The organism is Leifsonia sp. NPDC056824 (genome assembly GCF_042789575.1).
Lineage (GTDB): Bacteria > Actinomycetota > Actinomycetes > Actinomycetales > Microbacteriaceae > Leifsonia.
The window spans coordinates 469,921-481,355 of record NZ_JBHUAV010000003.1 but is presented as its reverse complement, the minus strand read 5'-3'; the positions used below and the strand labels follow the sequence as shown (position 1 = coordinate 481,355).

At 71.4% G+C, this 11,435-nt stretch carries 9 protein-coding genes; 7 read left to right on the top strand and 2 right to left on the bottom strand.

The window, feature by feature from the left end; genetic code table 11:
* Positions 1 to 77 precede the first annotated feature (77 nt).
* From ACFRFH_RS15105 to ACFRFH_RS15095, 3 genes are all read left to right on the top strand, one after another.
* Positions 78 to 1,541 carry an aldehyde dehydrogenase family protein gene (locus ACFRFH_RS15105; RefSeq protein ID WP_382463810.1) on the top strand — a complete coding sequence of 488 codons (1,464 nt, stop codon included), beginning with the start codon at positions 78 to 80 and terminating at the stop codon, positions 1,539 to 1,541.
* 10 nt (positions 1,542 to 1,551) lie between these two features.
* Positions 1,552 to 2,403: an HpcH/HpaI aldolase/citrate lyase family protein gene (locus ACFRFH_RS15100; RefSeq protein ID WP_382463809.1), complete on the top strand. Its 852-nt coding sequence runs from the start codon at positions 1,552 to 1,554 to the stop codon at positions 2,401 to 2,403.
* A 79-nt stretch (positions 2,404 to 2,482) separates the two neighbouring features.
* A complete protein-coding gene (locus tag ACFRFH_RS15095; RefSeq protein WP_382463808.1) occupies positions 2,483 to 3,991 on the top strand; it encodes an APC family permease in 1,509 nt (502 codons plus the stop codon).
* A gap of 243 nt (positions 3,992 to 4,234) precedes the next feature.
* On the opposite strand, the gene ACFRFH_RS15090 is transcribed toward ACFRFH_RS15095, so the two are convergent.
* Entirely contained in the window at positions 4,235 to 5,794 is a 1,560-nt protein-coding gene (locus ACFRFH_RS15090; protein WP_382463807.1) for a GMC family oxidoreductase, read from the bottom strand.
* Positions 5,791 to 7,221 (bottom strand): purine-cytosine permease family protein, encoded by a 1,431-nt coding sequence (locus tag ACFRFH_RS15085; RefSeq protein WP_382463806.1) that lies wholly within the window; start codon positions 7,219 to 7,221, stop codon positions 5,791 to 5,793. The genes ACFRFH_RS15090 and ACFRFH_RS15085 overlap by 4 nt, the downstream gene beginning before the upstream one ends.
* 155 nt (positions 7,222 to 7,376) lie before the next feature.
* On the opposite strand from ACFRFH_RS15085, the gene ACFRFH_RS15080 reads away from it, so the two are divergent.
* From ACFRFH_RS15080 to ACFRFH_RS15065, 4 genes are all read left to right on the top strand, one after another.
* Positions 7,377 to 8,312: a LysR family transcriptional regulator gene (locus tag ACFRFH_RS15080; RefSeq protein WP_382463805.1), complete on the top strand. Its 936-nt coding sequence runs from the start codon at positions 7,377 to 7,379 to the stop codon at positions 8,310 to 8,312.
* Positions 8,313 to 8,423: 111 nt separating this feature from the next.
* Positions 8,424 to 10,061, top strand: coding sequence for an amidohydrolase (locus ACFRFH_RS15075; RefSeq protein ID WP_382463804.1), 1,638 nt, complete (start codon positions 8,424 to 8,426; stop codon positions 10,059 to 10,061).
* Between the two features lie 28 nt (positions 10,062 to 10,089).
* Entirely contained in the window at positions 10,090 to 11,133 is a 1,044-nt protein-coding gene (locus ACFRFH_RS15070; RefSeq protein ID WP_382463803.1) for a DUF4037 domain-containing protein, read from the top strand.
* A 139-nt stretch (positions 11,134 to 11,272) separates the two neighbouring features.
* Positions 11,273 to 11,419, top strand: coding sequence for a hypothetical protein (locus tag ACFRFH_RS15065; RefSeq protein ID WP_382463802.1), 147 nt, complete (start codon positions 11,273 to 11,275; stop codon positions 11,417 to 11,419).
* Positions 11,420 to 11,435: the final 16 nt, after the last annotated feature.

Genomic DNA, 11,435 nt, shown 5'->3' with positions numbered 1-11,435 from the left:
CTCCATCACTTCAATCGATCCACTGGAACGCTTTTCAACGCTCGTTTCGATGCACTCGACGTGCGTACTCTTCCGACATGACGATCGACACAACCGTCCGCATCGACGGCAGGGCACTCATCAACGGCGACAGGGTCGGCGCGAGCTCGGGCGAGACGTTCGTCACGATCAACCCGGCGACCGGCGAAGCGCTGGCGGAGGTCGCCAGGGGCGGCGCCGCCGACGTCGACCGCGCTGTCGCCGCGGCCCGCGCCGCCTTCGAGTCCGGCGCCTGGAGCCGCCGCGACGCCGCCGACCGCGGCGCTGTCCTCCGGCGGCTCGCCGACCTCATCGATCACAACGCCGCGGAGTTCGCCCTCCTCGAATCCCTCGACATGGGCAAGCCGCTCTCGCAGACCAGCACCGTCGACGTCCCCGGCACCGCGGCGACCTTCCGCTGGTACGGCGAGCTCGCCGACAAGCTCACCGACGAGGTGCCCTCCACTCCCCCCGGCTCGACCGCGATCGTCAGCCGGGTCGCGCTCGGCGTCGTCGCCGCGATCGTGCCGTGGAACTACCCGCTCGACATCGCAGCCTGGAAGCTCGCGCCCGCACTGGTCGCCGGCAACAGCGTCGTGCTGAAGCCCGCGGAGACGACGAGCCTCACCGCCCTCCGCCTCGGCGAGCTGGCGCTGGAGGCCGGCATCCCGGCGGGCGTGCTCAACGTCGTCCCCGGCCCCGGCTCGGTGATCGGCCGGGCGCTCGGCCTCCACCCGGACGTCGACGCCCTCACGTTCACCGGCTCGACCGCGGTCGCGAAGAAGCTGCTGACCTACTCGGGCGAGTCCAACCTGAAGCGGCTGAGCCTGGAGGCCGGCGGCAAGAGCTCCAACCTGATCTTCGCCGACGTGGAGGACCTGGCGCTGGCCGCCGAGAAGGCCGCGTTCGGCGCGTTCTACAACCAGGGCGAGGTCTGCTCCGCCAACTCGCGCATCTTCGTCGAGCGTCCCGTGTACGACGAGTTCGTCGGGCTGCTCACGGCCGCCGCCGAGGCGTATCGCTCCGGCGACCCGCTCGACCCGGCCAGCGGCAACGGAGCGCTCGTCTCCGAGTCGCACGCCGACGGCGTCGCCGCCGCGATCGAGGCGGCGGCGCGCGACGGCGAGCTGATCGGCGGCGAGCGCATCCAGCGGCAGGGCTCGCGCGCGTTCATCGAACCGGCGATCGTCGCCGGCCTCCCGCTCTCGCACTCGCTGCACCGCGACGAGGTCTTCGGCCCGCTGGTCGTGGTCCAGGCGTTCGACCACGAGGATGACGCCGTGCGCGCGGCGAACGCCACCGACTATGGGCTGGCCGCGTCGCTGTGGACCTCCAGCCTCTCTCGCGCCCACCGGGTGTCCGAGCGGCTGGTCGCCGGCACCGTCTCGGTGAACACGGTGGACGCGCTCGGCTCCACGACCCCGTTCGGCGGGTTCAAACAGTCCGGCTTCGGCCGCGACCTCTCCCGGCACGCCATCGACAACTACGTGGGCCTCAAGACCACATGGTTCCAGCACGCGTAGGAGGCCGGCCATGACAATGCAGCTCGACGCCACGCCGCGCACGACCACCCGGGTGCCTCCCGAGGTCGCCCGCTCCTGGCTGCTCCTGGCGGCAACACGCCTCGACGCGGTGGCCGTCGCGGGTTCGGCCGCCGACGCCGTCGTCATCGACCTGGAGGACGCGATCGACGCGTCCCGCAAGGAGGTCGAGCGGGAGTGCGTCGCACGGTTCCTGGAGTCCGGCGGTGCGGCCTGGGTGCGCGTCAACGACCGCACCTCGGCCTTCTGGGCCGGGGATGTGGAACGGCTGCGCGGCCTCCCCGGGCTGCTCGGCGTCGTGCTCGCCAAGACCGAGGAGGCGGCCCACGTCACGGAGACCGCCGAGCGGCTCGGCGGCGCCACACCGGTGGTCGCCCTCATCGAGTCCGCCCTGGGCATCGAGAACGCCGCCCTGATCGCCCGCTCGGCAGGAGCCTTCCGGCTGGCGTTCGGCAGCGGCGACTACCGCCGCGATACGGGCGTCGCCAACTCGGACGCCGCCCTGGCCTACCCGCGCTCGCGGCTCGTCGTCGCGAGCCGCGTCGGCGGCCTCCCCGGCCCGATCGACGGGCCGTCGGTGCTCGACGGCACGCCGATCGTCACTGAGCAGTCGCGGTCGGCCGCCGCGCTCGGCCTCACCGGGCGGCTCTGCCTGCGCGAGTCGCAGGTCGGCATCGTCAACGAGGTGATGGCCCCTTCCGCCGAGGACGTGTCCTGGGCGGCCGGCTTCCTCGACGAGTTCGAGGAAGCCGGCCGCGTCGTCCGCGACGGCAGCGACCTCCCGCGCCTCGGCCGTGCCGAGAAGATCCTCCGCCTGGATCGCGCGTTCAGCGCGGCCGGGTAGCCCCACCGGCCGGGCGTCCCCCGGCCGATTTCCCCCGCCAGTCCCACCCGAAGAGAATGCAAGGACGAAGGAGTCCCCGATGACCGACACGAAGCTCCAGACCTCGAACATCCGAACCCAGCATTTCCGCAAGACCCTCGGCCGGCTCGACATCGTCTTCCTGTCGATCAGCGCCGTCATCTCCATCGACACGGTCGCGCAGATCGCGGCGGGAGGCGGCGCCGAGGCGTTCACCTGGACGGCCGTGATCGGCCTCACCTTCCTGTTCCCCTACGCGCTCGTCATCTCCGAGCTCGGCAGCACATTCCACGACGAGGGCGGCCCGTTCGTCTGGGTGCGGCTCGCGTTCGGCAAGCTGACGGCGGCGATCGCGACGCTGTTCTACTGGATCACCAACCCGCTCTGGATGGGCGGCTCGCTGGTGTTCATCTCCGCCGCGACCTGGGGCGCCTACATCGCCCCGCTCCCGGAGGGCAGTGCAGGGGACATCGTCTTCAAGCTGGTGTTCATCTGGCTGGCCATCGGCACCGCGATCATCGGCCTCCAGTACGGCAAGCACATCGTCGCCGCCGGGGCGATCATCAAGATCCTGCTGCTGGTGGTGTTCGTCGTCACGGTGGCCGTCTACGCCGTCAAGAACGGCGTGCACGGGTATGCGGCCGGGGCGTTCTCGCCGACGCTCGGCGGGTTCCTCGCGGTGACGCCGGTGATCCTGTTCGCGGTCGTCGGCTTCGAGGCGCCCAACGGCGCGGCCGAGGAGATGCGGAACCCGCAGCGCGACGTGCCGCGCGCGATCACCTCCTCCGGCATCATCTCGATCCTGTGCTACCTCGTGCCGATCTTCGCCATCCTGGCCGTGCTCCCGGCGAACAAGGTCCAGGGCGCCAGCGGCCTGCTCGACGCGTTCAAGGAGGTCTTCTCGGTCTACGGCATCGCGACCGGCCCGGTGATGTTCATCGCCGCGCTGCTGTTCGTGTTCGTGGTGCTCACCCAGGCGAGCGCGTGGATGATCGCCTCCGACCGCGTGCAGGCCGCCGCCGGCGCGGACGGTGCGTTCTTCCGCTACTTCGGCGTCTTCTCGAAGCGTTTCGGCACCCCGGTGCGGATGAACCTGCTCTCCGGGATCGTGGCCACGGTGTTCTGCGTCGCGGCGACGCTGCTGCTCAAGGGCAGCACCGCCGCGGTGTTCACCGTGGTGCTGACGGTCGCGATCTCGACGCTGCTGCTGTCGTACCTGGTGATCTTCCCGTCCATCATCCGCCTGCGCCGGAAGTACCCGGACGTCGAGCGTCCCTTCCGGGTCCCGGGAGGCCGCGGCGGGCTGTGGACCGCCGTCGTGATCATCTACGCGTGGGTGCTGCTCGGCTCCTGGGTGGCGGTCTTCCCCGGCACGCTCGAGGGGCTGCTGGGTCTCAAGTACGACTTCGTCGACACCTGGGGTGTCGACCGTCCCACCTTCGAAGGCTTCACCGTCGGCACCTTGATCGTCATCAGCGTCCTGGCCCTGGCCGGCTACTTCTGGCAGCGCGCCCGTGACCGCCGCGTCGCCCCCGGCCCCGAGGTCCTCCTCGAGCCGATCCGCGACTGACCCGGCCCCCGCCCGCCCCTCCCGCGCAGCGAACGGAGGAGATCCCGGCCCACCAAGCCGGGATCTCCTCCGCTAACTGCCATCCCGGGGCCGCTGCCGGTGGATGTCCTCCGTTAGCGACGCCGTCGGTAACGGAGGACATCAGGCACGGGAGGTGCCGTGAAAGCAGGTAACGGAGGAGTCTGCGGCCTCGTGGGGCGAGAACTCCTCCGTTAGCGAGGAGAGGGCGAGGCGGGTGGGCGGCTAGGTGGGGGTGGGGGCGGCGAGGAGGTCGGCCGCCCGCTCGGCGACCATCATCACGGTGATGACCGGGTTGACCGACGTCAGCGTCGGGAAGATCGACGCGTCCGCGATGCGGAGGCCGTCGATGCCGCGGACGCGCAGCGCCGGGTCGACGACCGCGAGGTCGTCGTCGGCGGCGCCCATCCGGCAGGTGCCGCTCACATGGTAGACGGTCTGGTGGATGTCGCGCTGCACGGCCGACAGCTCCTCGTCGGTCTGGACGTCGGGGCCGGGGAAGACCTCCCGCACCAGGTGGCCGCGCATCGGCTCGGCCTCGGCGATCCGGCGCGCCAGCCGCACCCCGGCGACCAGCATCCGCTCGTCGTGGCCGGAGGCGTCCGTGAAGTAGCGGTAGTCGATCACGGGCGGCGCGTCCGGGTCGGCGGAGGCGATGGTGACGCGGCCTCGGCTGTGCGGCTTCGCGACATTGGGCGCGATGGCGACGATGGCGGGCGGGAAGACGACGCCGCGGGCGCGCGGATGGTCGACCACCGGCTCCACCGGGAAGTGCATCAGCACGTCCGCGCGCGCCGGGTCGCCGTCCACGCCGACCATCGCGCCGGCGTCCCAGCCGGAGGCCGAGACGGCGGGCGGCGCCGACACGGCCTCCCACACGACCAGGCCCTCGACGTGGTCCTGGAGGTTCTCCCCCACGCCCGGCAGCTCGTGCACGAGCGGAACATCCGCTGCGGCGAGCACCGGCACCGGGCCGATCCCGGACAGCAGCAGGAGCCGCGGGGTGTCGATCGCGCCACAGGCGAGCACGATCTCGCGCCGCGCCCTGACCTCGCGCAGCATGCCGGACGCGTCGCGGTAGTGCACCGCGACCGCGCGGCCGCCGTCCAGCACGATCCGCGAGGCCCGCGCGCCCGTGATCACGTCCAGCGACTCCCGGTCGTCCATCACGTCGTGGAGGTAGTGGATGGAGCTCGACCCGCGCACGTTCGTCGCCGGGTCGTAGCCCACCTCGAAGAAGCCGGCGCCGCGCGCCAGGGTGTCGATGCGGCCGTCGTTCCAGCGCTCCTGCAGCGGGAGGCCGAGGGCCGAGACGGCGGAGGCGACCACATCCGCGACGAACGGGTTCCGGTCCGCCGCGCCGACCGGGTGCACCGGGATGGCGAGCCGGTCGAAGTAGGGCTGGAAGCTCGCCGCATCCCACCCGGTCGCCCCCGCCTCCACCCACTCGGAGAGGTCGGACGCGAGCGGCCGCCACGCGATCATGGTGTTCGCGGTCGAGCAGCCGCCGAGGATCCGCATCCTGGTCTGCCGGATGTACGAGTTGCCGCGCTCCTGCGGCACGCTGCGATAGTCGAGGTCGTACTCGCTCCCGATCATCTCCTCCCAGCGCCGGAGCTCGCGGGCGCGGCCCTCGTCGCGGTCGCTCGGCCCCCACTCCAGGAGCGCGACCGTCACGTCCGGGTTCTCGGAGAGGCGCGCGGCGACGATGCCGCCCGCAGTGCCGCCGCCGACCACGACGTAGTCGTACTCGGCGGCGGCCTGTGCTGCTGGATCGTGGGTCATTCTGCTCCTGCGACGGGGGTGGGGAGGGAGGCGGAGACCGCGGTCGGCGCCGCCGCCTTCGACGGCGCCCACTTCATGAGCGCGTAGTACAGCGGGCAGATCACGGCCAGGCCGACGATCCACGAGATGTCGACGCCGCCGAGCGCGGTCGCGATCGGCCCGGTGTAGAAGGCGGTGTTGATGAACGGCAGCTGGATGAGGACGCCCAGCACGTAGCAGACCACCGCGTTGCGGTTGATCCGGCCGTAGACGCCGCCGTCCTGCCGGAACAGCGAGGGGATGTCGTACTTGCCGTGCTTGACCGCGTAGTAGTCGACCAGGTTGACGGCCGTCCACGGGATGAGCACGCAGAGCAGCAGGATCATCAGGTTCGACAGGTTGACCAGGAAGTTGGCCGAGAAGGCGAAGCCGAGGACCAGCGCGACGAGGAAGAGGATGACCGCGATGGCGCCGCGGGTGACGGCCCGCGGGATCCACTTCGGGAACAGCGTCTGCCCGATGGTGATGATGGCGAGGCTGCCGCAGTAGAGGTTCATCCCGTTGCTGACGCTGATCCCCACGCCGAACACGAGCATCGCGAGCCCGGCGATCCCGGGGATGAGGGCGCTGAGCCCGGTCGCGACGTCGTCTTTCGGGAAGGCCGCGCCGACGATGGAGCCGAGCACCATCGGGATGACCGAGCCCGCCACGCAGCCGGCGAACGTCGCCCAGAACGCGGCGCGCACGCCGGTGTCCTTCGGCATGTAGCGCGTGTAGTCGGACACGTAGGGCGCGTACGCGATCTGCCAGAGCGCGGCGACCGAGATGGTGCCCATGATGCCGGCGGCGGTGACCGAGCCGTAGTCGATGGCGCTCGCGGGGAGGGTGCCCGCGGCGAAGATGTAGACGAAGACGATGGCGATGGTGAGGCCGGCGACGACGCTCATCACCGTCCCGAACACATGCAGCAGCCGGTAGCCGAACACGGCGCCGAAGACGCTGATCAGGCCGACGATCACGGTCGACCAGAACGCGCCAAGGTGGGTGAGCGAGTCGAGCGCCTGGCCGCCCAGGATCACATTCGAGGCGAAGAACGCCACGTACATCCCGACCACGATGACGACCACCAGGAGGCTGCCGTACGACCCGAACTGCGCCCGGGTCTGCAGCATCTGCGGCACGCCCATCTGCGGCCCCTGCGCCGCGTGCAGGGCCATCACGACGCCGCCGATCAGGTTGCCGACGACGAGCGCCACGATCGCCGCCCAGATCGGGAGGCCGTACACCGCGGTCGCGAGCAGGCCCGTCGCGATCGACAGCATCATGATGTTGCCGCCGAACCAGATCGTGAACAGGTTGCGGGCCTTGCCGTGCCGCTCGTCCTCGGGGATGTAGTCGATGGTGCGGGTCTCGACGCCGAGGGCGTCGCTGCGGACCTCTGTGGTCATGGATGTGCTCCTCGTCGTGGCCTGGGGGCTTGGCATAGAAGCCTCTGCCTTTCGGGCGCATCAATCAACTAAGGTTGCCTGAAGCACTGCATCACTTGGAGAGATACCGCGCCGCAGGAAACAGTGCCGAAACCTGGTCGTAATGGAGGCCTCCCATGAGCAAGAAGCCGGATGTCACCCTGGCGCAGCTCCGCTACTTCATCGAGGCCGCCACGCACCTCTCGATGACCCGCGCCGCCGAAGAGCTGTTCGTCGCCCAGTCCGCCGTCTCGTCGGCCATCGCGCAACTCGAGCAGCAGGTCGGCGCGCAGCTCTTCATCCGCCAGCGCTCGCGCGGCCTGACCCTCACGCCGGCCGGGCAGCAGTTCCTCGGCGACGCCCGGGCGCTCCTGCTCAACCTGGAGGAGGCGCTCGACACCGCGCGCGGCATCGACAACCAGGTGCGCGGCACCATCCGGATCGGCTGCTTCGTGACGCTCGCGCCGTTCATCCTCCCCGCGATCGTCAGCCGGGTGCGCGCCGAGCACCCGTACCTCGACATCGAGGTGGACGAGCTGGACACCGACGGCGCCAGGGCCGCACTGCGCAGCGGCCGGGTGGAGCTGCTGATCGGCTACGACTTCGGATTCGGCAACGACATCCGCACGGCGGTGCTGTCGGACGCTCCCCCGCATGTGATCCTGCCGGCCGACCATCCGCTCGCCGCGTCGCCGCAGGTGTTCCTGCGCGAGCTGTCGCGGGAGCCGATGATCCTGCTCGACCTGCCGCACAGCCGGGAGTACTTCCTCGGCATCCTCGCCGGCGCCGGGCTGCAGCCGGAGATCCGGCACCGCTCGCTCAACTACGAGACGGTGCGCGCGTTCGTGGCGCACGGGCACGGCTTCTCGATCCTCAACCAGCGACCGCGGCACGACTTCAGCTACGACGGCCACCGGGTGGCTGCGCTGCCGATCGCGGACAGCGTCCCCGCCCTCCCCGTCGTGCTGGCGGCGATGCGGTCGGTGCGGGCGACCGCCCGGGCGCGCGCGGTGAGCGACATCGCGGCGCAGGTGGTCGCGGAGGCGCTCAACCCGGAGCCTGTGCGCGCGTGATCTGACGTTTCGGACACGCATCTGCTCGGATGATGAACTGATCCAGTCGAAACTATTTGCGTGATCCAGCGCCGCCGCCGAGACTGGTCGGTGAGCGCGAAAGGGACGCCGATGACGAGTCTGCACTTCACCAACGCCCGCCTGTACCTCGGCGACGGCGGCTGGCAGGACGGCGGCGTGCTCGTCTGTGACGGGCTCATCGCGGCGGTCGGGGCGGACGACGAGCTGGCGGCACTGCGGGGTGCCGGCACGGTCGTCCGCGATGCGGCCGGCGCCTCCCTGCTCCCCGGCTTCCACGACACGCATGTGCACCCGCCGATGGCCGGTGCCTCGCTGCTCGGCATCGACCTCATGCCCGTGCACGACGCCGACGAGTACCTGCGGATCATCGCCGGGTACGCGGCCGCGCATCCCGAACTCGACGTCATCGTCGGCGTCGGCTGGTACGGCGACGTCTTCCCGGGCGGCCTCCCCACGCGCGAGCTGCTCGACGGCGTGGAGGCCGACCGGCCCGTGATCCTCACCAGCCACGACGGCCACGGCGTCTGGGTCAACTCCCGGGCTCTGGAGGCCGCCGGGATCGCGCCGGACGCCGCCGACCCGCTGGGCGGCCGCTTCGTGCGCGACGAGCGCGGCGCGCTCACCGGCGTGCTGCTCGACACCGCGATGCAGGCGCTGGACCCGATCCTCCCCGAGCCCGGCCCCGGCGCCGTGGAGGAGGCCATCCTGGCCGCCCAGCACCGCCTCCACTCGGTCGGCGTGACCACCTGGCACGACGCCGCCGTGGGCAAGAGCGAGCTCGGACCGGACTCGCTCGACGCCTACCTGAATCTGGCGCGGCAGGGCACGCTCTCCGCCCGAGTGGTGCTCTGCCAGTGGTGGGACCGCGACCGCGGCCTGGAACAGCTCGCCGACCTGGAGGCGCGGCGGGAGCGCGTTGCGCAGGCCGGGCGGATCGAGGCCGGCACCGTCAAGATCATGCAGGACGGCATGATCGAGAACCGCACCGCCGCCCTCCTCGACGACTACAGCGACGAGGCAGGCGTGCGCGGCGACTCGTTCATCCCTGCCCAGGAGCTCGCGACGATCGTCGCCGAGCTGGATGCCCGCGGCTTCGACGTGCACCTTCACGCGGTGGGCGACCGCGCCGTGCGCGAGTGCCTCGACGCCGTGGCGCACGCCCGGTCCGTCAACGGGCCGGCGGGAGGCCGCCACCAGCTCGCGCACCTCGACGTGGTGGACAGCGCCGACGTCGACCGGTTCGCCGAGCTCGACGTCACCGTGAACGCGCAGTTGCTGTGGGCGCGCACGGACACCGAGATCGTGGAGCGCAAGCTGCCGATGATGGGCGACGACCGGGCAGGCAGGCACTTCCCGTTCGAGTCGCTGCGGCGACACGGCGCACGCATCGTCGGCGGCAGCGACTGGCCGGTGTCCGACCCGAACCCGCTGTGGGCGATGCACACCGGCACGACGCGGCTGGCGCCCTCCACGGATCCGCACGCGACGGGGCAGGCGCTCAGCGAGCCGCTGCTGGCGTCGGAGGCGCTGCCGGCGGCGACCGTGCTCGACGCCTACACCGGAACGGCGGCCTGGATCGGCCGGCTGGAGGCGACCACCGGACGGCTGACACCCGGGTTCGCCGCCGACCTCGTCCTCCTGGACAGCGACATCTCGGACGGGCGCTCGTTCGACGCCGCCCGGGTGGTCGAGACGTTCATCGACGGCCGCAGCGTGTACCGCGCCTGACGCACGCCTCCCGCGGCACGATGGAGGTGTGATCGACGACACCACGACGGGCATCGCCCTCGCTCGCGCGTACCACCGGCAGATCGTCGGGCCCCTGCTCGCCTCGCGCTTCCCCGGCCTCCCCTACGCAGCGGGACGGCTCGGCCCGGGCTCGGACGTCCTCGGCCTGGACGACGCGAGGTCGCGCGATCACGATTGGGGACTCCGGCTGCAGCTGTTCGTCGCCGATGACGCGATCGAGGAGGTCTCCGCCTCCCTCGATCAGGCGTTGCCGGACACCTTCGACGGCCTGCCGACGCGGTTCGCGCTCACGGGCGAGACCCGCCCGCGCCACCACGTCGACGTGAACTCGGTGCCGCGGTTCCTCCGGTCACGCCTCGGCTTCGACCCGCGTGCGGGCGTCTCGACCTCCGACTGGCTCTCGCTCACCGGGCAGGCGGTGCTCGAAGTGGTGGCCGGGCCGGTCTTCGTCGACGCGGACGGCGAGCTCGGGAGGGCGCGGCAAGCGCTCGACTGGTATCCGGACGACATCTGGCGCTATGTGCTCGCCTGCGACTGGGCGCGGCTCGCCGAGGAGCTGCCGCTGATGGGCCGGGCAGCCGAGCTGGGCGACGACGCCGGCGCGCGCATCATCGGCGCGCGGCTGACCCAGGTGGCGATGCACCTGGCCTTCCTGCTGGAGCGGCGCTGGCCTCCGTACGCGAAGTGGTTCGGCACCCTCTTCGCCGCGCTCCCCCGCGCGGGCGAGTTGCAGCCCCACGTCGACGCGGTGCTCGCCGCAGGAGACGCGGACGCTCGGCAACTCGGGCTCGCCGCCCTCCTGGAGCGGCTGCTGACCCAGCAGAACGAGCTCGGGCTGACGGACGTGGCGCGGGCGACCGTCCCGTTCTGGGACCGGCCCTTCCTGCACCCGGACCCCGCGATCGTGACCCAGCTGCTCGACCCGATCACTGACGAGGAGGTCCGGCGGCTCCCGCCCGGCCGGGGCTCGGTCGAGCAGCGCACGGACAACCCGGCCCTCCTCACCGACCCCCAGGCCCGCCGCCGGACCGTCCAAGCCGACGAGACGTGACGTCCGGCTTCCGCGCGCGCACTTCTCCGCAGGAGATTTGGGCCCGACACTCACTGGATCTCCTTCCGAACCCCGTTCGGCAGGAGATTTGGTCGCGTCTTCCTTTTCAGGAGATCACGTACACCCGGGCCCCGCGATCGTGACCCAGTTGCTCGACCCGATCGCCGACGAGGAGGTCCGCAGCCTCCCGCCCGGCCGGGGCTCGGTCGAGCAGCGCCCGGACAACCCGACCCTCCTCACCGACCCCCAGGCCCGCCGCCGGACCGTCCAAGCCGACGAGACGTGAGTAATCGCGGGAATCC

Coding starts and splice junctions, on each gene's coding strand:
- ACFRFH_RS15105 (WP_382463810.1), top strand. CDS start 78: ATGACGATCGACACAACCGTCCGCATCGACGGCAGGGCACTCATCAAC.
- ACFRFH_RS15100 (WP_382463809.1), top strand. CDS start 1,552: ATGACAATGCAGCTCGACGCCACGCCGCGCACGACCACCCGGGTGCCT.
- ACFRFH_RS15095 (WP_382463808.1), top strand. CDS start 2,483: ATGACCGACACGAAGCTCCAGACCTCGAACATCCGAACCCAGCATTTC.
- ACFRFH_RS15090 (WP_382463807.1), bottom strand. CDS start 5,794: ATGACCCACGATCCAGCAGCACAGGCCGCCGCCGAGTACGACTACGTC.
- ACFRFH_RS15085 (WP_382463806.1), bottom strand. CDS start 7,221: ATGACCACAGAGGTCCGCAGCGACGCCCTCGGCGTCGAGACCCGCACC.
- ACFRFH_RS15080 (WP_382463805.1), top strand. CDS start 7,377: ATGAGCAAGAAGCCGGATGTCACCCTGGCGCAGCTCCGCTACTTCATC.
- ACFRFH_RS15075 (WP_382463804.1), top strand. CDS start 8,424: ATGACGAGTCTGCACTTCACCAACGCCCGCCTGTACCTCGGCGACGGC.